Consider the following 22,764-nt stretch of genomic DNA (forward strand, 5'->3'; position numbering starts at 1 on the left):
TTAGAACACATTCAGCGGAGGCGATTTCGGGAAAACAACAGGCAGGGAGACCAGGGCACGGTGGAAAGGACCCGGTCGCCAGGTCAATTGGGCGGGTGTGACAGCCAAACTCAACTCGGGCAACGCATCGAGAAGTTGGTCGATGGCGTCCTGGACCACCAAGTAGGCGGCAGAACGAGCCGGGCAGGCGTGCGGCCCGACGCTCCACGCCAGATGCGCCCGGTTATCTGTCCGCTCCCCGACACCGATCGCGGGATCGTTGTTGCAGCCTGACATGCTGATCACGACCGGCTGGTGTGCGGGCAACCACACACCGTCGATGAGGATCGGCTGCTTCGGGTAACTGATACAGTAATTGGCCAGCGGTGGGTCGTTGAACAGCACCTCATCGAGAGCATCGCGAGTGGAAAGGCTTCCGCCGAGAAAGCTTCCCGCGAAGCGGCCGTCGGTGAGCATCAGCAACAGTGTGTTGGTGATCAGATTCTGTTGCGGCTCGATACCGGCACCGTAGAGAGTGACCAGCTGGTGAATCATCTCCACATCCTCCAACTCGGCAGGGTGGAGCAATAGCCGGGAGGTAACGTCGTCGCCCGGCTCTTTTCGTTTCAGCTGCACCAGATCGAACAGCGCATCGGTGAGCATCGCGTTGCCTTTGTCCGCGTTGATGCCTTCGAAGATGGCGGCCATACCGGTCGCAACCTGCTGTCCGATATCCGGTGGGCAGCCGATCATGGCGTTGAGCACCGAGAAAGTGAGCGGAAACGCGTACTGACTGACCAGATCCGCCGCACCGTCCTGGCAGAAGGCATTGATCAGTGGGACAGCGACCTTTTCCACAATACTGTGCAAGGCGTGCAAATCGATTTCGGCGATACTCGCCACATTCGCCTGCCGGTAACGCATGTGTTCCAGCCCCGCGCTGCGCAGCGCGTTCGGCCGCCATTCCATCATCGGCAGAATCGGGCACTCGCCGGGGATGTTCTTCTGCCAAGTACGCGGGTCGGCGGGAAAGTGCTCGGGGTCGTTGAGAATGCGTAACGCGGTGTGGTAACCGATTACCAACGTGGCGGGCACATTCGGTGCCAGCTCCACCGGAACGAGCGAGCCGTACTTGCGGCGCATCTCACGATAGGCCCGGTGCGGATCCGCGGCATACTCCTCCGAATACAGCGCATAACGTGGTCCGGCCGTGTCTATCGGTGAGCCGTGCTGGGCGGGAAAGCCGTTCGCAAACGCTGAGGTGGATGGCGAGAAATGTGGCGTGGTCACAAGAAGAGACTCCAGAGGGGAATGAACATTCGACGAGCGTGGTCGATGCGCGGCTCTGCGCCTCGCTCAGGTGCGTCAAGTCGATATGGATGTATCGGATTCCAGGTCGAATCGGCACATATTGCAATGGACGTGGGTACTGCCCGACCCGCGAGTAGATTGTCTCCCTTCTGTATCGGTGGAGGGCTTCCCCCATAACCCGGCACCGGATCCAGCAAGGATGTCGGCAGACCTGGAACGGTCCGGGACATTGCGCGATGGGGATTGCGGAATGTGACTGGATAGCTCGATCAGAATGCTCGGAAACCTGCTGAACAATGATCCGAACCATTCGGCATGCGGAGCGCGCGAGAAGAACTGATCACCGGTACCGTGAACACCGCACGTGCCGATTCCACCGCCGCGAACGAGTTATGGCATGTCAACGACGAGACTCCTTACGGTGGAACAAGAATTCGACAAGTGTGATCAACGAACGCAGGCATGTGCCTCGGTCGCGCGCATCCAGTGATGTCAGCGGGGTGTCCGGTTCCAGATCGAGGGCATCACGAACCTCGTCGATCGGGTATTGCCATGCCCCTTCGAATTGGTTGACAGCAACTGAGTACGGGACGCCACGTTCTTCGAGAACCGAGAGAACCTCATCGGATTTCTCGATGCGGCGGGTATCGACCAGCACGAGCGCACCGAGTGCGCCCTTGGCGAGTTCCTCCCACAAAGGGACGAACCGCTGCTGGCCAGGTGTACCGAACAGGTAGAGCGCGAGTGTCGGGCTGAGCGTGATCCGGCCGAAGTCCATAGCGACGGTAGTCTGCGCTTTGCCGGGTAAGCCGACCATGTCGTCGACGCCGACACTGGCTTCAGTGATGGTCTCCTCGGTGCGCAGCGGCTTGATCTCCGAGACGCTGCTGACGAACGTGGTCTTGCCCACACCGAAATTGCCTGCCACCAACAGCTTCACCGAGCGGGTCACGGTCTCCGGCACATAGTCGACGGTCCGATCAGACGGCGAGAGCACGGAGCCCATTGAGTACCTCCTCCAGCAGAGCGATCTCCGGCAAGGATTCGGCCGGGGTCGGGGTGACCAAATGCCCGCTGTCCATGAGATCGGACGCGATGATCTTCACGACGGATGGCGGCAGATCGAGGTATGCAGCGATCTCGGCGATCGAAAGCGCACCTCGGCGACTGCACAGCGTCATGACCCGGCGCGCGTCGGATGAGGCGCCAGGAAACGGATCTTTGGCAGTCAGAACCAAAGTGACCAAGTCCAGCTCGCGAGTGGGGCGTGTACGCCCCCCGGTACGCACATAAGCCCGAACCAAGTCCGGATCGCGACGATGTTTGCTCATGACATCACCACATCAACGCTCGGCGCCGTGCTACCCGGCGGGGTGGCGCCTTCGACTCGCTCGCTGTGCTCGATCATGGCATTCCGCTACCGTCTATGCGCCTGCGCGGCTGGCTGCTCAGCTCACGTCCGACTCGACCGGCCAGCTCGTTCATCCGGTGCGCGATGAGGCCCACATCGATATCGGAGGTAGTCGCGACGCCGAGCAGCGCGCCTTCCCCTGCCGCGGTGATGAGGATCATCCCTTGGTCGTACTCGGTGATGTTCTGCCGCACGCCGTTATAGGCATCGCCGCAGAACTCACCGAGTGCTTTACCGAGCGAACGCAAACCGGAGGCGGCGGCAGCAAAGCGTTCCGCCTCGTCGCGAGTGATTCCCGTAGAGTGCGCGATTCGCAATCCGTCGTCGGACAGCAGGACCGAGAACCGCACACCAGAGATATTGAGATCTTCGAGTAGCCAGCCCAGTTTGTTACTGCTGTCGGTCACGGGTGTGGCCATCAGGATGTCATCCCTTCCGTGTCATCGGATGCGGCGGCGCGGCCGCGCTTGGAGCCTGTATGCCATGCTGCGGCGATCTCAGGGCGAGCCATGCCCGATTCGGCACGCGGACCGACCGGAGCCAAAGCGACCGTCCGTCGTCGTCGCTTGGGGAGGCCTCCGCTGGTGATCTCGTGCACCGACAGCTCCTGCTCCTCGTTGCCCGACCGCGCGCTCGACGCATCGGGAGCGGCCACGATCGGCTCTGCTTGTGCCTCGCTCACTGGTGCGACCTCCTGGATGTTCTGCGGACTGACCAGCAGCGACTCCGGGATATATACCATCGCGCGCATACCGCCGTAGACGTTCGGTCCGTCGATGTAAACGGTGAAGCCATAACGGCGAGCCAGCGCGGCGACACCAGGGAAACCGACTTTCGGTGACGGACCGAGCTGGTGGATGTCAACGGGCCTCTCCTGTGCGAGCACCTGGCGGGCCTCCTCCATCTGCTCGGCATTCATCCGCACACCCGCGTCGTCGATGATGACGGTGACACCATGGTGCCCCTCCTGGAAGCTGACGTCCACATAGGAAGTCGGCGGAGAGTACCGCAATGCGTTGTCCAACAGAGTCGCCAGAGTATGCACGAGCGGTTCCACCGCGCGGCTGGTCACAACACGATCGAGCTGGTTGGGCCGCACCCGCAGATATTCGCGGACCCGACCGATAGCGCCACCGACTACGTCGGTCAAGGACTGCGCAGGCCAACGCCGACCGGGCAAACCACCACAGACGATCACGTAGGACTGCGCCTGACGGATCATCTGCTGCACAGTGTGATCGATGCGAGTAAGCGTCTCGTACACCTGATCGTCGCGATGTTCACGCAACGCGGCGCTCACCACCTGGCTGACATCGGCGCCGAGACTGACCACGGAGGTGCCGAACGAGCGGACCGCCGCGCTGGTCGCCTGCCGTGCCGCAGCAGAAACCTCGACGCGAGCAGCCTCTTCGGCGGCTTTGATCGCCCGCTTCGCTTCGTTGTCGGCGAATTCTCTGGTTTCCGCACGCATCAGACTCAGATCATCGACGTATCGCTCACAGATCCAGTGCAGGTACCGCACCGACCGCGAATCCTCCATACCCGCCTGCACCTCCACCGGAGGCACCCGAGGCTCGAACCTGCGTATCGCATCGGCGACCTCGGGGAGCGTAGTGGTGACAAACCGCTCCAGCGTATCTTCCGTCGCACGCTGTTCCCTGGTCAGAGCCTCGAGCTCGGCTCGCTGAGCCCTGGCGTACCGCACTGCGTAGAGCGCCCCCACTATGGCGATCACCAAAGCGGCGGCAAGGATCCATGAAAGCGCCACAGCCATATCTTGATTCATCAGTTCTTTCGTCGTTGACTGGTCTCGAGGAATTCGGCCCTCCGCTGTTCTGCTTCGCTCGCCTTCCTCGCCTGCCGACCGTGAACGGACCGATTGATCGGGTCCACGTCGGGTACCGGAACCCCGCATCGACCAGCACTCCGCCCGAGCGCCTACCACACAATGGTCACAGGACAGGCGATTACATGTGAATCACCGTCCGTGTGGATCATGTCCAACGGCGACCAGAACCCGACTATTCGCACAGTAGCAGCATTCCATCGAAGTCTCTTCAGAACTTCTCATCACCACCAGGTTTCCTCGAATTGGGCGGATGACCATTACAGGCTCCGACTCGATCGGGCAGCGCCGGATACCATGCGCCCATGGCAAAGCTGAAGGTATCGGTCGACGTCCCGATCTCCCCAGAGGAGGCCTGGTCACACACCTCCGATCTCGCTGAACTCGGCACGTGGCTGACCATGCACGAAGCATGGCGCGGCACCGTCCCCACCGAATTGAGCGTCGGTACACAATTAGTGGGCATCGCCTCTGTCAAGGGCTTGCGCAACCGGATTACCTGGACGGTACGAGCCGCGCAACCACCCCATCGCCTACATTTGACCGGCGTGGGCAAGGGAGGCACCAAACTGGGCCTGCAACTGATCGTCACCCCGAAAAGCTCGGGTTCGCAAGTCGCCATAGACATGGAACTCGGTGGCGCACCGCTGTTCGGGCCGATCGGCTCTGGTGTCGCCCGTGCTGTCCGAGGCGATATCGAACGATCTCTCGATCGCTTCATCGCCCGCTACACCTGACCGTGCGGTCCTGAATCGCTCGCAAGGCGGCGGGTGGCAACGATTTTCGGGTTCACAATCGCACTGCCGTGGGCGCGAAGCTGGATATGTCCCGGAAAAACCTGGTGAGCAGATGTCCACGAAGCATATCTGGCTATATGTACACTGCATCCGCCTCTTCGGCGGCTTTCGGATCCGCCGACTTGGTTTGCGGCAGGAAGAAAGCCGAGATCAACACAATCCCTGTCAGCGCGATCATACCGATCGGGTCGAGCAACATCGGTACACCGAGCACAGCCATCACGTGGCCGATTCGCTGCGAACCAGCGGCGTGGGTCATGATCGTAATGCCCAGCGGCATGAGCAGGCCGTCGCCGAGACCCTGGATCATGCAGAATGCGATGAGTGATTCGATATTCCACGCCGCGATGGCGTAGCTCGTGTCGAATAAGTATCCGGAGATAGAGCCACCGGTTAAGCGTGACGCTTCCCACACATTCGCACCGGATACTTTGCCGCTTCCTTCAGCGGATACCGGAGCCACCTCCGCCACATGCCAACCGGCAACGCGATCGGCGAGGGCGCTCAGCGCTGCCCGCTTCTCAGCAACAGTTGCTATAGTCGCCTCACTGTGCGGTTATCCGGTCGGTTTCGGCGTGTTGACACCGCGGCAACACTATTTGTTGCGGTGTTGCTGATTGTGCCGATAATCCACTGTATCCTGGCTGGTAATGAGGCGCACGCTCCCGCACTGACGATCGTGGCTACACGACAATTCGAACCGGTCGTGGCAGAGATTCCCTTCCGTGGGATGGCCGATTCACTGGACCGCGAGTGCGTACCGCACCCCACCCACTACATCGCACAGTCCATACTTCCTGGCGGCTGGAAGCTGGCGGCACCGTTGCTGCTTGCACTCAGCGCGCTCGTGACCTTCGCCGCAGCGTCGGCTACCTCGGCCACCGTCTGCGGAGTACGGGGTCCACCACTCGCCGCAGGCCGGGTCACTCTGGTCTTGCTCTGTATCGCCCGGTGCTGATCGGCAGGCGCCAGGCCGGCTCCACTTATCCGCCGGCCGGTGTCCGCTGCTCATGCACACCACTACCGCCGTTCAGCGGTTCCGATACAGAAAGCGACAATCATGACCAAGGTCATGCTCGACACATTCAGCGATCCCGCAGCAGCATTGATCGGGGCGCCGATAGCCAGCCGGTACCCACATGGGCTGGTCGGCAATACCCCAGTGCTATGGATCGGAGCGCCACTCGCTCCCGTAGGGCGGGGGTTCTGGGCCAAACTCGAAGGGCTCAACCCTGGAGGGATGAAGGACCGTCCCGCGCTGCACATGGTGCGCAGCGCAACAGATCGCGGCGAACTGGAGCCGGGTGCGCGGATCGTGGAATCCACCAGCGGCACCTTGGGTTTGGGGCTGGCACTCGCGGGAATGGTCCAGCATCATCCGGTGACCGTGGTGTCCGACCCGGGACTGGAGCCGATCATCGCGCGCATGCTCACGGCCTACGGAACAAAAATCGATCTGGTGACCGAACCGCACCCGATCGGAGGCTGGCAGCAGGCCCGACGCGATCGGGTGACCAAGTTGCTCGCGGCCGAGCCCGATGCGTGGTGTCCAGACCAGTACGACAACCCGGATAATGTCGAGGGCTACACATCGCTGGCATTCGAACTGGTCGAACAACTGGGCGGCGTGGATGTGCTGGTATGCGCGGTCGGCACAGGAGGTAGCTCCGCGGGTGTCGCGCGGGTGCTTCGACGATTCAATCCGGAGTTGCGGTTGATCGGTGTGGACACCGTGTTCTCGGCGATTTTCGGACAACCAGCGGGCCCACGGCTGATGCGCGGGCTTGGGTCGAGCATTTACCCGGTCAATGTGGACTACGAGGCCTTCGACGAAGTCCACTGGGTAGCCCCTTCCGAGGCAGTGTGGGCATGCCGCACGCTAGCCGCGACACACCACGCCACCGGTGGCTGGAGCGTCGGCGCGGTCGGGTTGGTCGCGGGGTGGGCGGCACGCGTGTTCGATACCGATACCAGAATCGCGACGATCTTCCCGGACGGCCCACACCGCTATTTCGACACGATCTATAACGATGATTACTGCGCCGAGCACGGGCTACTCGACACCGATCCGCCGGTCGAACCGAATACGATCGCCTATCCCGTCCAACAGGTGGCGCACTCCTGGACCCGTTGCACCACCGTGATCGATCCCAGGAATATCACTCGCACCCCCGAGCCTGCACTGTGACCGTAGTACGGAAGTTCAGTGGTTTCGCCCCTGCCACCCGACTGTTGATGATCAACCAGTTCGGCATCAACCTCGGTTTCTATATGTTGATGCCGTACCTGGCCGGGTATCTGTCCGGTCCGCTCGGGCTGGCGGCATGGGCGGTAGGACTGACACTGGGCGTGCGCAACTTCTCCCAGCAGGGGATGTTCCTGATCGGTGGCACGCTGGCCGACCGGCTGGGCTACAAACCCTTGATCGTCACGGGCTGCCTGCTGCGCACTGGTGGTTTCGCCTTGCTGGCGTTCGCTACCTCGCTGCCGGGATTGCTGCTGGCCTCTGCAGCGACAGGTTTCGCCGGAGCACTGTTCAACCCCGCTGTACGCGCCTATCTGGCCGCCGATACCGGCGAACGCCGGATCGAAGCCTTCGCAGTATTCAACATGTTCTATCAAGCAGGCATTCTCGCCGGCCCACTGGTCGGCCTGGCCTTGCTGACCATCGATTTCACGGTGACCGCAGGTGCGGCAGCGGCGGTGTTCGCGGCCCTGACGGTGGCACAGCTGTTCGCGCTGCCATCCCGGCGCGCCGAGAAACCCGCTGAGCGGCCCTCCGTACTAGGCGAATGGCGGACAGTGGCTACCAATCGCCGGTTTGTCTGGTTCTCCGTGGCAATGATCGGCTCTTACATACTGTCGTTCCAGATATACCTCGCGTTGCCGCTGCAGGCGGAGTTCATCGCCGGATCGCAGTCGCAGGCCTTGGTATCGGCGCTGTTCGTGGTGTCCGGGGTGGTGGCCATCGCTGGACAACTGCGTATTACAGCGTGGTTGCGGGCCAATTGGGGCACAAACCGAAGTCTGGTTGTCGGCATAGTGATTCTCGCGGCCTCCTTCCTGCCCCTGACGGTGATCCCCGATCCCCATCGCCTCGGCACGCTGGCCGCAGTCATCGCACTGTTGACCGGCGCCGCGATACTGGCGGTCGGCACTGCGGCCGTTTTCCCATTCGAAATGGATACCGTCGTCGCCTTATCCGGAAGGAAACTGGTGGCGACGCACTACGGGTTCTACAACACTGTGGTCGGCATCGGAATCCTCATGGGCAACCTGACTACCGGCGCTATCGTCGGCGCCGCCCGCAACGCTGGGGCGGACTGGGCGATCTGGGCAGGCCTCGGCGTCATCGGCGCCATCGCGGCGTTCGCGGTGCGCCGATTGGAGAGCACGCAAGTCGATGCCGATACATACGCAGGCGACTCGAACTCTCCGCAGGAAGGTCAGGAAGGACGCCCGGCACCGGAAGATTCCCCAGAAGTCGAGCGCGCGACGGTTGCTCTCACCAGGCGGGCGGGAGCGCACCGACTGTAATGACCTCCGTGGTGGCATCCGCGCCGTCACACCACGTATATGCCACCGCTTCCACCAGTCGGTACCCAACTCACCGGCTTGCGCGAGCAGCCAGGGCCGATTATCGACAGATGAACAGTGAATTCAGCGCGTATGTCGAGACCAGAAGTCGCAATTGTGTCGAATACCAAAATCCAGGGACACGGTGCTGCCGGTCGATCGCATGATCAGCGCCGGGCCATCCTGACCATGTCCGGTAGACACAGGCCAGGCAGGCCACACGGGTGAGCCGGGGCTATTCGGGTCTGCGGTGTGAGCGAAAGTCGTCCACCACCGCTGCATCTGCCTGGCGAAATCAGCCGATCGGCCGGTCCACGGCATCGGTATCCCCATCAAACTGCTGAACAGATAAAACAGTTCAGCGGTGTGGAAAGCGCCCGGCAACAAAACATTGGCATCGCCGAATGGCGCCTGGTCGAATTCGTACTGCCACAGAGGATTCCCGAAGTCGCGAGCAACCCGGCTGGTGAGCAGCGTGGGACAGGCGAACAAACCGTCGGTGATCACCGCGGATTGCGCGGCTGCAGGCGATGGATATCGCGCAAGGGGGTATTCGGCGAGTATGTGGTCGGCGTGGACGCCGAATGATCGGCGGATATAGCTCTCATAGCTCTCGGCATCCGGGACGTGACCACGCCCATAGTCGGATGCCACAACGAGCAGCGTCCCTTCATCGCTGTTGGTTCCGATGAGCAAGGGAATCTTTCGATCGGCTCGACCCAGCGCGGCATCGAGTGTCCGGGTTACGACGACACCATCGATGCTGGGGATCCAGAGCGGGGTCTCCTGGTCGGGAGAGGCACTCGCCGACTTCAGCAGCTTCGCCGCGGGCAACGAACGCAGACAGACCAATCGTGTTGCCGGATCGCCGCATCCGAGGCCCTCGGCATAACGCTCCGAGCGGGCAGTGGCAGCGCCGCGGCTACTGGGGACCACAAAGGTTTTCGTACAAGAACCGCTTTGGACGATGGCTTTATGGTAAAGACCATCAGAAGCAGGAGCCGCGAAATGTGTGCAAACGCTTCCACCACCGGCCGATTCGCCGAAGATCGTAACGCGCGCCGGATCGCCGCCGAAAACCGGGGCATTGTCGCGTACCCACCGCAGAGCGGCTTGTTGGTCCTGAATGGCTACTGTTCCCGTAGCTCCACCGGACTCAGCAGCCAATTCCGGCAGCGCCATGAATCCGAACGGTCCGAGCCGATAGTTGGGGATGGCCACGATGACGTCGCCTTCGGCGACCATCCGGCTGGGTGCGTCATACTGGCTATTGGTGCCGTTGGTGTAGCCCCCACCATGGAAGAACACCATGACCGGCAGTCGTCTGTCGCCGACGCCATCGGGCACATACAGGTCAATGCTCAGACAGTCTTCGCTCATGGGGCCAACCAGCGGAAGTACAGGAATGTACTCGTTCTGCGGACAACTGGGCCCATGACCGGTGGCAGGCCGTACACCGGACCACGGCGGTACTGGACGCGGCGGTCTGAATCGCGCTGCGCCTCCGGTGGTCGCGGCGAAAGGGATTCCCAAGTACTTGATGATTCCGTCCGCGGCGAAGCCTGCGATCGCGCCACCAGTCACTTCTACGGTGAGCGCCGGCGATGCGGACACGGGCCCTGGCACACCCACAACCATGAGGCCAGTAGCCACCAGCACGGATATCGCTGTTCGTATGATCGAGCGAATCATTGCGGCCCAACACCTCCGCTGTGGTCGCTACGGTCGACGGCAACGAATTCGTTGGTATCGCCGGGCGGCGATGACCGACGTTCGAACAGCTGGGCATCGGCATGACCGGACTCCGGCAATGGCACGAATCGAAAGCCGCGCTAACCTTCTCTCCTGACAACCACTAGAAACAACCAAGCCTGCCATCAGCCACAACTACCATCAACTCCGGTCACGAATGCTTCAGGATACTGAGCAAGCGATATGGCATCTCGGACAGATGCTACAACGCTGCCGAACGTATCGACGGACACATCACCGTCATCGGCATCATCTGGTTGCGACCGTATCTATCGAGTGACAAAAGCACAGTGAAACCTCCTCCGGAACGCTATGGCGCCCACTGTGGGCGAGAGCACGCCCCGACGCCGGTGCCCTCAATACGGCGGCCGCTCGGCGGAGCACGGGCCGGTGATCGTAGCCGAGGCCAGCGCGACGGACAGGCAGCGCAACTCACCGGGGATCAGTACCGACCGGATCGCCCCCTGAAAGGATTCCAGTATCACACCGTCGGACCACCGCACGTCGTAGTGATACCAACAACGACCGAAGCTTCTACCGCGCTCGATATCACGTTCTGTGCGGACAGCAAGCTCAGTCAACGCGGCAGCCACCTGACTCGGCTCGCCGGTGCTGGCAATCTTCCACCACACCCTGTCGAAGTAGCCCGGCTCAGAGATCTCGATCCGGTAGAGCAGTGGTGTACCTACGGTATCGGAGGCGGTCATACCGCTCAGACTGCCCCAAAACAGACTGAGCGGACGGATGAAACGCCGGACGCACGCAGAGCCATTCCGCACCGTCCGGAAAACCACAGGCCCCCTACTGGCCATACCACCACGTATCCCGCCGCCTGCCGAACTCGCCACCGCACGAACTGCTATATCTCGATGCGGTCCACCAGCCAGCGAGGGCCGACCACCCGTGCCCCGAGTGCCTCCACACGATCGCGGAGTTCTCGATCCGCCGTTACCACGGTGATCAAACGATCACCGTCCTCCGCAATAGCCGCGGCCACCACATCAACGATCGCTTCATCACCAGAACCGTCTGCCCGCACCACGCGCAGATTATCCAGTCCCGAACCCTCTTTCCCGGCAACCGCGGCCTTCGCGGCTCCCTCGAGCACCATTACCACCTCATCCAACCAACTGAGGCGTTTCTGCAGCCTCGCCACCTCCATAAGCAATCGCCGGGCCGCACCAGAGCGATCACGCCACCATCCGTCGGGCCGTGAACCGACAACATTCGCAGCATCCACCACAATCAGTCGCATACCGCCACCCGACACTTCCGACCTCCTTCCACACGGAGAACTGGCCTGAACCGACCCCAGCTCCATTCGGCTGTCCGGGCCATAGGTTCACCGAACTCCGCATCAACTACAACAACCTTCATCGTGCCCCGCAGATATCCCCGAGGAAATACCGCTCCTACCCGAGGCGTACCGTTGCGAATGCGCTTTGACTTGGCGATTCGCCCACTCGCCTGATCGTGCGGTAATCTTTCTGAGCGCCGGAACGATCGGCGCGACGGGCTGTGGCGCAGTTTGGTAGCGCACTTGACTGGGGGTCAAGTGGTCGCAGGTTCAAATCCTGTCAGCCCGACACAGAGGAAACCCCCTCCGAACAGTACCGGAAGGGGTTTCCTGCTATCTAGCTATCTGGAGACTTGGGACCACTTTGGGACCAGGGCCGCCCTCGAGGTGTTGTGACAGCCTCTTGCCGTCGTCGCGCAACGCCTCCATATCCGGGTGCAGGTATCGCTGGGTGATCCGGGGATCGGTGTGGCCGGCGATCCGTTGCAACCGGTGCAGCGGTACTCCGGCGTCGGCGAACCAGGTCAGTCCGGTGTGCCACAAATCGTGGCGCCGGAGATATTCGTAGCCCAGCTGCGCGACGACCTCATCCCAGTGCGTCGCCTTCCGCAGAACCCCGGTCGCGATCCGACCACCCCGCGGCCCGACGAACAATCGGGCGTTCATGAACACTTCTCGCCAGTCGGCGTCCTTCGCATCCCGTAGAGCAGGGTCGGAATCCACGCGAGCACGAGCGGCGTTGATCCGGCGCAGAATCACCGGCTGTATCTTCGCGATGAGCGGAATGGTCCGCGCGCGTTTGCCTTTTGTGCCCTTGTCGAGCATTCCACCAGGGCCGGGGGTGGTCTGGCGCCGCAGCGTCCACACCCACTGCTCGGTGTCGATGTCGCGGACCCGGCACCCGGACACCTCACCGATACGAGTGGCTGTGCAGGCGGCGAACACGACCGCGTCACCCCACCCTTGATAGTGGCCGGCCGAAGCCTCGACAAGCGCCGCGGCAAGCTGTTGCAGCGTCGCCCAATCCGGCAGCGCCAGCGCCCGCGGATTGTCGAGTTCGTCCTCGTGCCGTGCGAGTTGACGTTGCCACCCGCCGACATCGACACGGTTACGGTCGATGACCTCATCTCGCACGGCCTGGTTCAACACACGTGCCAACGCCGCAAGCGTGTTCTTGATGGTGGACTCACCGCACCCGTCGGCGATCCACGCGGACACGGCCCGGTCGGCCAAGCCGGTCGTGATCATCGTGACCGGAAGATGCCCGAGCATCGGCACGATCCTGAGCCGCCAGCCCGCGCGGTACGGGTCGAGTGTCTTGGGCTCCACACCGCGCATCGCGGCATCCCAATGCACCTTCCCGTACTCCGCCAAAGTGGCCGTCGCGGTCTTCGGATCAACGCCACGAGCGGCGGCCTGCTCGATACGTTCGATCCACGACTCCGCCTCCTCACGGGTGGCGAACGACTCCGACTTGGATGCACGGCGCTTCGTCGCCGGGTCGGCCCAACGCACCCGCGCGCGATGCGCGCCGACCTTCCCACGGAACTCGATATCACCGCGTATCGAGACCCCGAGCGGGATCACCTGCACTCGCCCGTCCATCACGCCGCCGCCGGATCGATGCGTTTGTTTCTCAGGTAAGAGATCAGATCGGCACCGCTGTAGCGGATCACCCGGTCGGATACCTGCACGAACGGGGGCCCTTGGAGCGGATGTGCGGTGCGCCAGCGGCGCAGGCTGGACGCGTCCAATTTGAGCAGTACCGCAACCTCTTCGGTCGTGTACCACTCCGACGGCAGAATCTGTACCTCATCTTTCATGGATCGCCCCCTTCCTATCGAAGTGATGCTCTCTGACTACGGTTTCCCGAGTGTGGTTCCGGTTGGACGCCTGGTTCCAGTCGACGGTCTCGCGGGAGGTCCGCATGCACCAGGTCGAGGGATGCTACCTGCCGTATCGGGCACATCAGGCCGCTGCGCAGGCGCGGTCGCGGCCGAAGCGGTCCAAATTGGTGACCGATCAGGCGTTACGATCCAAGGTGGAAAAGGGGCTGGAGCAGCGATTCTCACCTGAACAGATCGCGGGCCGGCTCCGCAAGGACTTCCCCGACGACGAAAGTATGCGGGTGAGCCACGAAACGATCTATCAGGCCCTGTACTTCCAGGCACGCGGCGGACTCAAACGCGAAGTACAGCAAGCACTTCGGTCCGGAAGAACCAGGCGCAAGCCGCAGCGTCGACCCGATCAACGCACGGCACGGTTCGTCGATAACATGATCATGATCAGCGAGCGGCCCGCTGAGGTCGACGACCGTGCCGTGCCCGGACACTGGGAAGGTGATTTGGTGCGCCACAAGGCGCTGCATTACCGAGCGGAGGTAAGACCTGCGCAGTTGTGCTGTCGCAGCAGCATAACGAATCTGGGGGCAGCCCGAGCCGGGAGACGCCGGTGAGGGTGACAAGCAGCCCCGACAACGACGAGACGGGCCAGCACTACCGGATGGTCCGGGTCCGGCAAGCAAGAGGAGAAGGTATACGCGAGGAACCAGTGTTCTAACGCCTCTCGAGACTCCCGCCCGCTCCAAACCCGGTGGATTCGGGCTGGTCTGCGATGCGCACCAACACCTTTTGCGGGTGTTGGGAACTCCGGGATCGGTTTAGGACGCCGGTTCCGGAGGCCACGGTGAATGCCTGCGGCGTAGCCGTGGCGATATCGCAGGGGCATAGCTGGGCACCTCACTCCTCGATCGGTGTGCAGTGAACGTGGGAACCGCTGTGCGGTTCCCAACCGGCGATCTCCGACCAGGAGCGCCGGTTCGGGTTGATGCGTCGTCAGTCGAGGGCTGTGGTGGGGCGGAGGGGCCGTAGTAGTCCGAGCGAGGGAAAGCCTCGTACATGGCGAAGGGCCCCAGCGGCTTCGACGTAGTGAGCGAGTAGAGAAGGAGGCACTGGTAAATACCGGTGAGCTGTCATGGCCCGATCCCGATCGGGCGGTATGGCGGGTACGACAGATGCAACGCAAGCCCCACCACTGGGCGGTCACCGATTCTGGCCGCCTGTTCGATGACGTGTTCAACCTCGTCCATCATCCGGATTTCCTCACCGTCGCGTGGGAACGGGTGCAGGGAAACAAGGGTGCTCGCTCGGCCGGTGTCGACCGGCTGGCACCGGCATCCATCGTTGGGGATCAGGAGATCGTGACGTTTCTGGGCCAGGTCCGAGAGCAGGTGAAGGCTCGGACGTTCACACCACTTCCGGTGCGGGGGGAGACTCATTCCCAAACCGGGAAGCGGCAAGCTCAGGCGACTCGATATCCCTACCGCAATGGTTGCTCGAGCGGCACAAGCGAATCACATGGGCGGAGCTCTACCGGAGGTTTCTGACCGGCAGGCCAGGAAACCGTCCGGCAGCAGACGGGATCGTCATGTTCGACACCACCACCATCACGGTCACCCACTATCGATGGCGGGCGAACAACATCCCCACACCATGGTCAGGCACAGCGGGAACGACCGTTCCCGCATAGCAGTAGCAATCCGTGGAGCGCCGGACGCGATGAGAGTCGCACGTCCGGTGCGGAGGGCGGGCCGAGGAAACGAACCAGGAGCAATCCTGGCACCGCGCCCCGGTCCGACCCCTACATCACCGGCACGGCGAATCAGTCCGCTATCGGCACTTTGGTCGAGCGCACGACCCGATGCACGATGCTGGTCCACCTGCCCGGTCTGGACTCGGCTATCGGGATAGTGCGACGCTCATCGCGGTGGCCATGGTCGCGATCCTGCTGGCGCACAGGTTCACCCCGGTCTCCGGTGTGCTGCTGTTCTGGCTGGCGTTCGTGCTGACCCGCCCGCTCGGCGCGACCGCCGGTGACCTGCTGTCGAAACCGCACAACAGCGGCGGTCTCGGATTCGGCACCTAGGGCACCAGCGCGGTGCTGCTGCTCATCTTGTGTGCGGGTGTCGCCTACAGCCAGCGGACGCTGTCGGCGCGGCGGGCGCCGGACGAATCTCGTGAATCCACCGGCTCAACGAGCCGACCGTAGCAGCGAAATCCATTGCGCACCAGACGAAAAAGCCACCACCCACGCCGGTTGTGTCCGCGCTTCACCTGCTGACTATGAGGGTGATGACGGCGGTCGTGCCACCGGCGGAGTTGCCGGTCAGGCACACCGATCCATCGTGTGCGGTAATGATTTCCGCGACGATCGCCAGCCCGAGTCCGGTGCCGCCGCTACCGCGGCCACGATCCTGTTGCAGCCGGAAGAAGCGGTCGAAGACGCGCGTGCGATCGTCCGCGGGAATGCCGGGCCCGTCGTCGGCGATCTCGATACGGGCGGTGTCCACGTCGCCGATGAGCCGGACAGCGACGGTCGAGGCAGCGTAGCGGACGGCATTGTCGAGCAGGTTGCCGACCGCTCGCGCCAGCTGCGCGGGATCACCTTGGACGCGGGCCGGTCGCAGCTCCGCGGTGATCGTGATCGCTCCCGATCGCTGACGGTGCCGGGAGATTTCGGCGGCGACGATATCGTCGAGGTCGACATCGATTGCCCGGTGCGGCAATCCACGCTCATCGGCGCGTGCCAGCAGCAGCAGATCGTCGATGAGCGCGCGCATGCGCTCGACCTCGGGAATCAGCGTGGTCCGCACCAGTGCGGCGTCGAACAGCTCTGGGCGCGCCACACCCACATCGAGCGCGGCGGCCATCGACGTCAAGGGACTGCGCAATTCGTGCGAGGCGTCCCCGACGAATCGGATCTGGGCTTCATGGCCGGACTGCAGACGCGCCAGCATCTCGTTCATGGTGACCGCGAGCGCGGCGATCTCGTCGCGCTGGCGCGGCACCGGCACCCGCTCGGTCAGATCGGCGCTGCTGATGGCCTCCACCCGCCGCCGAATCGTCTCGACCGAGCCCAGCGACCGGCCCACGAGCAGATAGGTGGTGCTCGCGGCGATCACGACTACGAACGGCGTCCCGATACCGACCAGGGAGAGAACGAGTTTGACGGTGTCCTCGATGGCTTCGTGGTCCATCGCCACCACCACCGTGTACCGGCCGCCCACCCCGTCGACGCTCGCGGTGGTCAAGCGCAGTCCGGTGTCCGGGGCGATCGGATCGGCGTTGCGGACCACGCGACCGGGTTCGGGCTGTGACGCGGTGAGCGGCTCGGCCGAGCCGTCGGTGGAGGTCGCGACAATGCGACCACCCGCGCCGATCACCTGGACAGCGGTGAGACTACGGTCGGTGGCCAGTAAGCTGCGGTCGAGTTCGGCGGGGGTATCGAAACGCAGCTGGCTGGTGACCTCCCGGACCCGTGCGGCCCCGACGTTGTCGGCGGCGATGGTGAGCGACCGGTAGAGGAACGCCACCAGCGCCAGCGCGCAGACACCCAGCCCGACCGCGACCGCGACCGCGACGATGAGCGCGGACCGCACCCGCAGCCCCCAGTCACCAGGCCGCGGCAGGGGCCGAATCCGCATCATGCACGCCCTACTTTCTTGTCTTGGGTTCGGACTGGTCATTCGTAAGATCGGGGAACCCAGGGGCTCCGGGTATGGCTGTCATGACGTCGCCGTCCGATGGCTGGAAAGGCTTGGCCGCCCGGAGTCCCGCGACGACCCGACCGCTAATTGGGATATGCGACTCGATCGCTGTGTAGGGCAAAGCTGGCGTGGTCGTCTGCTGGGCTGTGAACACCCGACGAGCAGCCGGAGGTGACCGTGCCCCGGATCTGGGCCGGAGTGGACATCGGCAAAGAACACCACCACTGTGTGGTGATCGACACCGACGGAAAACGGCTGCTCTCGCGTCGGGTCCTCAATGATGAGACGGCGCTGCTGAAACTGATCGGCGAGGTCTTGGCGATCGACGAAGACGTGCTGTGGGCAGTCGATCTCAACCATGGTGGTGCCGCGCTGTTGATCGGGATGCTCCTGGCTCATGAGCAGCCGATGGTCTATATCACCGGGCTGGCCGTGCACCGCGCCTCGGCGACCTATCGGGGCGAGGCGAAGACCGATGCGAAAGACGCGTTCGTGATCGCCGACCAGGCCCGCATGCGCCGGGACCTGGGTCCGCTGTGGCCCGGCGACGAGGTCGCCGTGGATCTGCGGACGCTGACGACTTACCGCACTGATCTGGTCTGCGACCGGACCCGTCAGATCAATCGGCTGCGGGCTCAACTGCTGGAGATCTTCCCGGCACTCGAGCGGGGGCTGGAGCTGACCAACAAGGGCCCGATAGTGCTGCTGACCGACTTCCAGACCTCGGCGGCGATCCGCCGCAGCGGTGCCAAACGGATCGAGACATGGCTGCGTAACCGCAAAGTGCGCGGTGCCGCAGACCTCGCCAAGACGGCGGTCGAGGCCGCTGAAGCTCAGCTCACCGCGTTGCCGGGTGAGAAGCTGGCTTCCTCGATAGTGGTCCGCCTGGCGAAGGGGGTGATGGCCCTCGATGAACAGATCGCCGAGATCGACGCTCTGATCGAGGCTCGGTTTCGCGAGCACCCGCACGCCGAGGTGATCCTCAGCCTGCCCGGTATGGGCAGGCAGTTGGGTGCGGTGTTCCTCGCCGCCACCGGCGGCGATATGGATGCTTTCGGTAGTGCCGACCGACTCGCCGGATATGCCGGCCTGGCCCCGACTCCACGCGACTCCGGCCGGGTCACCGGCAATCTCCGACGGCCTCGCCGCTTCCACCGCGGATTGCTCAACGCGATGTATCTGTCGGCGTTGTCGAGCCTGCAGAACTGCTCTGCCTCCAAGGAGTATTACCGGCGCAAACGTGCTGAGGGGAAAGGTCACAAGCAGGCGCTGCTGGCGCTCGCGCGCCGCCGAATCAACGTCTTGTGGGCCATGATCCGTGACGGAGCGCGCTACCAAGCCGCGCCACCTGCTACCGCGGCGGCTTGACATCGGCGTCAGGGCTTGACATCAGCATTGGGAAGCCTTTCGCCGTAATCGAGGATCGGTCGAGGATGCCGATCGGGCGGACGACCGCCCGATCGGATCGAGGACTCAGTACCCGCGCCCGCCCAAAGTCTCGGCACCATTGTGATCAGGGCGCACGGGCTTGCCGCGATCCGCCCCGCCCGCGAGGTCCACCGGATCCATGCCCCCGCCACCGTGATGACGATCGGCGAGTCCGGGGAAATCGGGGGTGTCGCCCGGCTCGGGAATGTCCACACCGTCAGGCGTGTCACCGGGTTCCGGGGAGTCCGTGGCGGCCGGTGGTCGCGGCGCGGGAGCCGCGTTGGCGACGGCGATCGCACCGCCGATCGTTCCCGCCGCGAGGATCGCGGTCACGGCGGCCATGAGCTTTCGGTTCCTGGGCATCATCGTCCTTTCGAGATTCGGTTGTTCGACTGCCGGACCACCGTGCCCCGCCCCGGCTGTGATTCCGCTGTGCCCGCCTGAGAGTCGGCACAGCCGAGGTGTCGCCGCCCGCACTCAGAGTTTCCACAGGTGCACCGCGCCACCATCGGGATGCGGTGAACCGGAACTGCCCCACGTGATGCGATCGAGGCGGTCCGAGGCGAAGGGAGCAGCAATGAATCGGTCCTCATCGAGCAGGACGGGAAGCGTCATCGGAATGGCGGCCGGGCTGGTGCTGACTGTCAACAGTCTGGTGACAGCCTGTGGCGGCAACACGCCCGGGACTACTCCGGCCCCCGCTACTGGCATTGATCACCGTCGGCGCCGCTGCGGCACGAGCCGCGCGCCGCCCGACTCTCGGTCTGGTTCGGGAGCTGTGACGACCTCGCCCGACGCCTGCCGCCCGGACCCGGTGCGGCGTGCCAAGCCGCTCGACGCGCGGGCCGAACGTTCGACCCATCCGCCCACGACCAGCGACCCGCCCAGTACGACCAGCGCTCCCAGCAACACACCGCCGACGACATCGGTCAGCCAGTGCACACCGAGATACAACCTGGTCAGCGCGACCACACCGACGAAGACGCCCCAGGCGAGCATGCCCCCGCCCCGCCACAACCGACTGCTGTCGGCGGTGCCGTAGACCACCAGCGTCGCCCCTGCCAGCGCTGCGACGCCGGTGGTGTGACCCGACGGGTAGGAGAAATCCGTTTCGGTGATCAGCCTGGTGAGCACCGGCGGGCGATCACGAGCCACCACGACCTTGGTCAGCGTGCTCGCCACGTCCGCGGTCGCCACTAGCACGAGCAACGCCACCGCGGGAACCAGCGACCGGCGACGCCAGGCGATCAACCCCGACAGCAGCACTCCCAGCAAGACGGTGCCCCCCGGACTGCCGATATCGGTGACGATCAACGCCGCCCGCGTCCAACCCGGTGAACGGTGCTCAATGAACCAGCGCAGCGTCGCCTCGTCCGCGCCGATCAGCCAACCCGACCGTGACACCTGAACGCTCAGGACGACGAACATCGCCGCCACCGCCACCACCCGCGCCAACCGCCAGCCGAATGCCGACGCGTCCCCGCCGCGATGCCACCACCGCTGCGCGACGAGCGATCCGACGATCACCACCCCGCACGCCACACCCACGCCGATCGCTATCTCGGCGGTCGACTGCTCGTTCTGGATCTCGAGAATCAGGTCGTGGATCAAGTCGGTCGTCGCGGACATGTCCGCAAGTGTCACCGCACCGCACTGTGAGAATCCTGAGAGCGAGTCGGCGACACAGGCCGGAACGGCTGTAATGGACCACACTGGAACCGACAGGAGGTGCTAACCGGATGCGAGTCCTGGTGGTCGACGACGAGGAACGACTGGCCGAGACCCTGCGACGGGGCTTGACCGCCGAAGGGTTCGTCGTGGAGATCGCCCACGACGGCCACGACGGCCACGACATGGCCGCTACCAGCGACTTCGACGTCATCGTGCTCGACATCATGCTTCCCGGCAAACACGGCTACCAGATCGTGCGAGAACTGCGGGAACACCGGATCTGGACACCGGTGCTGATGCTGTCTGCCAAGGACGGCGAATACGATCTGGCCGACGCGTTCGACCTCGGCGCCGACGACTACCTGACCAAACCGTTCTCCTTCGTCGTCCTCGTCGCCCGACTGCGCGCTCTGCTGCGTCGCGGCGCGCCCGAACGCCCTACAATCCTGACCGCCGGAACGCTGACACTCGACCCGGCCCGCCGCCACGTCACCCGCCGCGACGAACCACTCACCCTCACTCCCCGCGAGTTCGGCGTCCTCGAATTCCTGATACGCAACAAAGACGACGTGGTGACCAAAGCCGAAATCCTGCGCTCGGTCTGGGACGCGCACTACGAAGGCGCGGACAACGTCGTCGAGGTGTACATCGGCTACCTCCGCAAGAAGATCGACGCCCCGTTCGGATTGGCCACGATCGAGACCGTGCGTGGCGTCGGCTACCGCCTGCGCACCGACGCCTGAATCCAATACTCGGCGAGGTAGTCGACCAGAATGGCTGACACGTCCAGAGGACCGGGCAGGAACATACCCAGGTAGCGGACCATGACCAACTTGAGGTCCCAGCTGAGGTTCCGGCTTATGTGAATGTCACCGGTTGGCGGGCTGGATGATCACTGGCCGTAGTCTGCCGCAGGTGCCGGGCTGGGGCTGGCTCGTGAGGTTCCTGCCGCCCGTTCGGGCTGGCTCGCCGGGGGTTGGTGCTCCGGCTCGGCACCGGCCGCGGGCCTGACTCAACAGAGGTGTGGGACACACAGGCCGAAAGCCGGAATGTCACCCGCGGCTTCCTATATCCGACGAGGAAACAAGGAGACGTGGTTGACGGTGGTGATCGGGGTCGACCCGCACAAGTCCACTCATACGGCGGCAGCGCTGAATGAGGCGACCAACAAGACGCTCGAGACGATCCGGATCGATGCCACTCTCCCCTAGTATCGGCGACTTCTGTTGTGGGCGAAACGATTTCCCGAAAGACGCTGGGCTGTGGAGAACGCGTGGGGTCTGGGCCGGCACCTTGCCCAATGGCTGATCACCCACGGTGAGACGGTCATCGACGTGCCATCCACGGCCACTGCGCGGGTCCGGGAATTGTCGAGGGGCGAGCGGCGCAAGAACGACAACATCGACGCGGCCGCGGCGGCCAATGTGGCGGCGTTGCACGGCGATGCGGTGCCTGTCGAGGCCGAGGGCTCGAGCACCGCGCTGCGAATGCTCGATGAGCGGCGCACGAATCTGACCCGGCAGCGCATCCGGACAGTCAACCGACCTGCACGCGGTGATGCGAGAGTTGCTGCCCGGTGGCGTATCCACCGATCTGACCGCGAACCAGGCCGCCGATGCGTTACGGCGGGTCCGCCCGTCCTCACCGGTGGAACACGCCCGCAAGGAACTCGCCCGTGACCTCGTCGCCGATGTGCGGGCTCTGGACGCCCGGCTCAAGGCCAACCAGCAGCGCATGCGCGACACCGTCGCCGAGTCCGGCAGCAGCCTTCTCGACGTGGTCGGTGTCGGACCGGTGGTCGCAGCTCGACTGTTGGGCCGCACCGGCCGCGCGTCACGGTTCCGCAGCTCGGGTGCGTTCGCAGTGCACACAGGTGCAGCGCCGATCGAGATCGCCAGCGCCGACAAGTCTCGTCATCGGCTGTCGCGCCACGGCGATCGTCAGCTCAACAACGCCCCGCACACCATCGCCTTGACGCAGGTGCGCATGCCGTGAGGTTCACCCTGGGTGGCGGACACCGACTTGGCAGGATCACCGATCCTGCTGGAAGGATGTCTTCATGGCTGTCCACGGAGAGGAACCTCTGTCACCAGCGGAACGACAAGAGTTGCTCCGTTTGCGGAAACAGGTTGCCGAGCAGGACAAGGACAT

The 22,764-nt window shown here is 63.7% G+C and carries 22 protein-coding genes, 1 tRNA gene and 4 pseudogenes; 12 read left to right on the forward strand and 15 right to left on the reverse strand.

Annotation, left to right across the window (positions count from 1 at the left end; genetic code table 11):
• The 5 genes from ACX4ZE_RS18055 to ACX4ZE_RS18075 all read right to left on the reverse strand — a co-directional run bounded on the left by ACX4ZE_RS18055 (window position 1) and on the right by ACX4ZE_RS18075 (window position 4,487).
• The gene (locus tag ACX4ZE_RS18055) at window positions 1-1,269 is read right to left on the reverse strand and encodes a cytochrome P450 (RefSeq protein WP_480274629.1); all 1,269 of its coding nucleotides are present in this window, start codon (window positions 1,267-1,269) and stop codon (window positions 1-3) included.
• A 421-nt stretch (window positions 1,270-1,690) separates the two neighbouring features.
• Entirely contained in the window at window positions 1,691-2,296 is a 606-nt protein-coding gene (locus ACX4ZE_RS18060) for a GTP-binding protein (protein WP_480274630.1), read from the reverse strand.
• Window positions 2,271-2,621: a DUF742 domain-containing protein gene (locus ACX4ZE_RS18065; protein ID WP_480274631.1), complete on the reverse strand. Its 351-nt coding sequence runs from the start codon at window positions 2,619-2,621 to the stop codon at window positions 2,271-2,273. Before ACX4ZE_RS18065 ends, ACX4ZE_RS18060 begins: the two co-directional genes overlap by 26 nt.
• 73 nt (window positions 2,622-2,694) lie before the next feature.
• The gene (locus tag ACX4ZE_RS18070; RefSeq protein ID WP_480274632.1) at window positions 2,695-3,120 is read right to left on the reverse strand and encodes a roadblock/LC7 domain-containing protein; all 426 of its coding nucleotides are present in this window, start codon (window positions 3,118-3,120) and stop codon (window positions 2,695-2,697) included.
• The gene (locus ACX4ZE_RS18075) at window positions 3,120-4,487 is read right to left on the reverse strand and encodes an ATP-binding protein (RefSeq protein ID WP_480274633.1); all 1,368 of its coding nucleotides are present in this window, start codon (window positions 4,485-4,487) and stop codon (window positions 3,120-3,122) included. Before ACX4ZE_RS18075 ends, ACX4ZE_RS18070 begins: the two co-directional genes overlap by 1 nt.
• A gap of 365 nt (window positions 4,488-4,852) precedes the next feature.
• On the opposite strand from ACX4ZE_RS18075, the gene ACX4ZE_RS18080 reads away from it, so the two are divergent.
• Window positions 4,853-5,284, forward strand: coding sequence for a type II toxin-antitoxin system Rv0910 family toxin (locus tag ACX4ZE_RS18080; RefSeq protein WP_480274634.1), 432 nt, complete (start codon window positions 4,853-4,855; stop codon window positions 5,282-5,284).
• 202 nt (window positions 5,285-5,486) lie between these two features.
• On the opposite strand, the pseudogene ACX4ZE_RS18085 reads toward ACX4ZE_RS18080, so the two are convergent.
• Window positions 5,487-5,687: pseudogene (locus ACX4ZE_RS18085) on the reverse strand (MFS transporter); the annotation flags it as partial.
• 129 nt (window positions 5,688-5,816) lie between these two features.
• On the opposite strand from ACX4ZE_RS18085, the gene lpqS reads away from it, so the two are divergent.
• The 3 genes from lpqS to ACX4ZE_RS18100 all read left to right on the forward strand — a co-directional run bounded on the left by lpqS (window position 5,817) and on the right by ACX4ZE_RS18100 (window position 8,881).
• Entirely contained in the window at window positions 5,817-6,302 is a 486-nt protein-coding gene (lpqS, locus tag ACX4ZE_RS18090; protein ID WP_480274635.1) for a putative copper homeostasis (lipo)protein LpqS, read from the forward strand.
• Between the two features lie 102 nt (window positions 6,303-6,404).
• Window positions 6,405-7,532 carry a PLP-dependent cysteine synthase family protein gene (locus ACX4ZE_RS18095; protein ID WP_480274636.1) on the forward strand — a complete coding sequence of 376 codons (1,128 nt, stop codon included), beginning with the start codon at window positions 6,405-6,407 and terminating at the stop codon, window positions 7,530-7,532.
• Window positions 7,529-8,881, forward strand: coding sequence for an MDR family MFS transporter (locus ACX4ZE_RS18100; RefSeq protein WP_480274637.1), 1,353 nt, complete (start codon window positions 7,529-7,531; stop codon window positions 8,879-8,881). Before ACX4ZE_RS18095 ends, ACX4ZE_RS18100 begins: the two co-directional genes overlap by 4 nt.
• Window positions 8,882-9,004: 123 nt before the next feature.
• Here ACX4ZE_RS18100 and ACX4ZE_RS18105 read toward each other — a convergent pair whose 3' ends face one another.
• The 3 genes from ACX4ZE_RS18105 to ACX4ZE_RS18115 form a co-directional block, all read right to left on the reverse strand.
• Entirely contained in the window at window positions 9,005-10,612 is a 1,608-nt protein-coding gene (locus tag ACX4ZE_RS18105; protein WP_480274638.1) for a carboxylesterase/lipase family protein, read from the reverse strand.
• 416 nt (window positions 10,613-11,028) lie between these two features.
• Window positions 11,029-11,379, reverse strand: a complete 351-nt coding sequence (locus tag ACX4ZE_RS18110; protein WP_480274639.1) for a hypothetical protein — start codon at window positions 11,377-11,379, stop codon at window positions 11,029-11,031.
• A 152-nt stretch (window positions 11,380-11,531) separates the two neighbouring features.
• Window positions 11,532-11,927, reverse strand: a complete 396-nt coding sequence (locus tag ACX4ZE_RS18115; RefSeq protein ID WP_480274652.1) for a PIN domain-containing protein — start codon at window positions 11,925-11,927, stop codon at window positions 11,532-11,534.
• A gap of 257 nt (window positions 11,928-12,184) precedes the next feature.
• Here ACX4ZE_RS18115 and ACX4ZE_RS18120 point away from each other — a divergent pair.
• Window positions 12,185-12,258: transfer RNA gene (locus ACX4ZE_RS18120), tRNA-Pro, on the forward strand.
• Between the two features lie 44 nt (window positions 12,259-12,302).
• Here ACX4ZE_RS18120 and ACX4ZE_RS18125 read toward each other — a convergent pair.
• On the reverse strand, window positions 12,303-13,574 hold the full coding sequence (locus ACX4ZE_RS18125) for a site-specific integrase (protein ID WP_480274640.1): 1,272 nt from the start codon (window positions 13,572-13,574) through the stop codon (window positions 12,303-12,305).
• On the reverse strand, window positions 13,574-13,792 hold the full coding sequence (locus ACX4ZE_RS18130) for a helix-turn-helix domain-containing protein (protein ID WP_480274641.1): 219 nt from the start codon (window positions 13,790-13,792) through the stop codon (window positions 13,574-13,576). Before ACX4ZE_RS18130 ends, ACX4ZE_RS18125 begins: the two co-directional genes overlap by 1 nt.
• A gap of 80 nt (window positions 13,793-13,872) precedes the next feature.
• Between ACX4ZE_RS18130 and ACX4ZE_RS18135 the strand changes: the two are divergent.
• The 3 genes and pseudogenes from ACX4ZE_RS18135 to ACX4ZE_RS18145 all read left to right on the forward strand — a co-directional run.
• Window positions 13,873-14,319: pseudogene (locus tag ACX4ZE_RS18135) on the forward strand (IS30 family transposase); the annotation flags it as partial.
• A 663-nt stretch (window positions 14,320-14,982) separates the two neighbouring features.
• Window positions 14,983-15,354: a hypothetical protein gene (locus tag ACX4ZE_RS18140; protein WP_480274642.1), complete on the forward strand. Its 372-nt coding sequence runs from the start codon at window positions 14,983-14,985 to the stop codon at window positions 15,352-15,354.
• Between the two features lie 341 nt (window positions 15,355-15,695).
• A pseudogene (locus tag ACX4ZE_RS18145) lies at window positions 15,696-15,890 on the forward strand (hypothetical protein); the annotation flags it as partial.
• 187 nt (window positions 15,891-16,077) lie between these two features.
• Here ACX4ZE_RS18145 and ACX4ZE_RS18150 read toward each other — a convergent pair.
• On the reverse strand, window positions 16,078-17,454 hold the full coding sequence (locus ACX4ZE_RS18150; RefSeq protein ID WP_480274643.1) for a HAMP domain-containing sensor histidine kinase: 1,377 nt from the start codon (window positions 17,452-17,454) through the stop codon (window positions 16,078-16,080).
• A 231-nt stretch (window positions 17,455-17,685) separates the two neighbouring features.
• On the opposite strand from ACX4ZE_RS18150, the gene ACX4ZE_RS18155 reads away from it, so the two are divergent.
• Window positions 17,686-18,882, forward strand: coding sequence for an IS110 family RNA-guided transposase (locus tag ACX4ZE_RS18155; RefSeq protein ID WP_480274644.1), 1,197 nt, complete (start codon window positions 17,686-17,688; stop codon window positions 18,880-18,882).
• Between the two features lie 105 nt (window positions 18,883-18,987).
• On the opposite strand, the gene ACX4ZE_RS18160 is transcribed toward ACX4ZE_RS18155, so the two are convergent.
• From ACX4ZE_RS18160 to ACX4ZE_RS18170, 3 genes are all read right to left on the reverse strand, one after another.
• Window positions 18,988-19,284, reverse strand: coding sequence for a hypothetical protein (locus ACX4ZE_RS18160; RefSeq protein ID WP_480274645.1), 297 nt, complete (start codon window positions 19,282-19,284; stop codon window positions 18,988-18,990).
• A gap of 135 nt (window positions 19,285-19,419) precedes the next feature.
• Window positions 19,420-19,653, reverse strand: coding sequence for a hypothetical protein (locus ACX4ZE_RS18165; RefSeq protein ID WP_480274646.1), 234 nt, complete (start codon window positions 19,651-19,653; stop codon window positions 19,420-19,422).
• Between the two features lie 3 nt (window positions 19,654-19,656).
• Window positions 19,657-20,571 (reverse strand): phosphatase PAP2 family protein, encoded by a 915-nt coding sequence (locus ACX4ZE_RS18170; RefSeq protein WP_480274647.1) that lies wholly within the window; start codon window positions 20,569-20,571, stop codon window positions 19,657-19,659.
• A 110-nt stretch (window positions 20,572-20,681) separates the two neighbouring features.
• Between ACX4ZE_RS18170 and ACX4ZE_RS18175 the strand changes: the two genes are divergently transcribed.
• The 3 genes and pseudogenes from ACX4ZE_RS18175 to ACX4ZE_RS18185 all read left to right on the forward strand — a co-directional run bounded on the left by ACX4ZE_RS18175 (window position 20,682) and on the right by ACX4ZE_RS18185 (window position 22,608).
• The gene (locus tag ACX4ZE_RS18175; RefSeq protein ID WP_480274648.1) at window positions 20,682-21,356 is read left to right on the forward strand and encodes a response regulator transcription factor; all 675 of its coding nucleotides are present in this window, start codon (window positions 20,682-20,684) and stop codon (window positions 21,354-21,356) included.
• A gap of 519 nt (window positions 21,357-21,875) precedes the next feature.
• Window positions 21,876-22,097: pseudogene (locus ACX4ZE_RS18180) on the forward strand (IS110 family RNA-guided transposase); the annotation flags it as partial.
• Window positions 22,098-22,170: 73 nt separating this feature from the next.
• Entirely contained in the window at window positions 22,171-22,608 is a 438-nt protein-coding gene (locus tag ACX4ZE_RS18185; protein ID WP_480274649.1) for a transposase, read from the forward strand.
• The last annotated feature ends 156 nt before the right edge of the window (window positions 22,609-22,764 follow it).

The sequence above is a fragment of the Nocardia sp. TBRC8007 genome, from assembly GCF_056629435.1.

Coding starts and splice junctions, on each gene's coding strand:
- ACX4ZE_RS18060 (WP_480274630.1), bottom strand. CDS start 2,296: ATGGGCTCCGTGCTCTCGCCGTCTGATCGGACCGTCGACTATGTGCCG.
- ACX4ZE_RS18065 (WP_480274631.1), bottom strand. CDS start 2,621: ATGAGCAAACATCGTCGCGATCCGGACTTGGTTCGGGCTTATGTGCGT.
- ACX4ZE_RS18070 (WP_480274632.1), bottom strand. CDS start 3,120: ATGGCCACACCCGTGACCGACAGCAGTAACAAACTGGGCTGGCTACTC.
- ACX4ZE_RS18075 (WP_480274633.1), bottom strand. CDS start 4,487: ATGAATCAAGATATGGCTGTGGCGCTTTCATGGATCCTTGCCGCCGCT.
- ACX4ZE_RS18080 (WP_480274634.1), top strand. CDS start 4,853: ATGGCAAAGCTGAAGGTATCGGTCGACGTCCCGATCTCCCCAGAGGAG.
- lpqS (WP_480274635.1), top strand. CDS start 5,817: ATGCCAACCGGCAACGCGATCGGCGAGGGCGCTCAGCGCTGCCCGCTT.
- ACX4ZE_RS18095 (WP_480274636.1), top strand. CDS start 6,405: ATGACCAAGGTCATGCTCGACACATTCAGCGATCCCGCAGCAGCATTG.
- ACX4ZE_RS18105 (WP_480274638.1), bottom strand. CDS start 10,612: ATGATTCGCTCGATCATACGAACAGCGATATCCGTGCTGGTGGCTACT.
- ACX4ZE_RS18110 (WP_480274639.1), bottom strand. CDS start 11,379: ATGACCGCCTCCGATACCGTAGGTACACCACTGCTCTACCGGATCGAG.
- ACX4ZE_RS18115 (WP_480274652.1), bottom strand. CDS start 11,927: ATGCGACTGATTGTGGTGGATGCTGCGAATGTTGTCGGTTCACGGCCC.
- ACX4ZE_RS18125 (WP_480274640.1), bottom strand. CDS start 13,574: ATGGACGGGCGAGTGCAGGTGATCCCGCTCGGGGTCTCGATACGCGGT.
- ACX4ZE_RS18130 (WP_480274641.1), bottom strand. CDS start 13,792: ATGAAAGATGAGGTACAGATTCTGCCGTCGGAGTGGTACACGACCGAA.
- ACX4ZE_RS18140 (WP_480274642.1), top strand. CDS start 14,983: ATGCAACGCAAGCCCCACCACTGGGCGGTCACCGATTCTGGCCGCCTG.
- ACX4ZE_RS18150 (WP_480274643.1), bottom strand. CDS start 17,454: ATGATGCGGATTCGGCCCCTGCCGCGGCCTGGTGACTGGGGGCTGCGG.
- ACX4ZE_RS18160 (WP_480274645.1), bottom strand. CDS start 19,284: ATGGCCGCCGTGACCGCGATCCTCGCGGCGGGAACGATCGGCGGTGCG.
- ACX4ZE_RS18165 (WP_480274646.1), bottom strand. CDS start 19,653: ATGCCAGTAGCGGGGGCCGGAGTAGTCCCGGGCGTGTTGCCGCCACAG.
- ACX4ZE_RS18170 (WP_480274647.1), bottom strand. CDS start 20,571: ATGTCCGCGACGACCGACTTGATCCACGACCTGATTCTCGAGATCCAG.
- ACX4ZE_RS18175 (WP_480274648.1), top strand. CDS start 20,682: ATGCGAGTCCTGGTGGTCGACGACGAGGAACGACTGGCCGAGACCCTG.
- ACX4ZE_RS18185 (WP_480274649.1), top strand. CDS start 22,171: ATGCGAGAGTTGCTGCCCGGTGGCGTATCCACCGATCTGACCGCGAAC.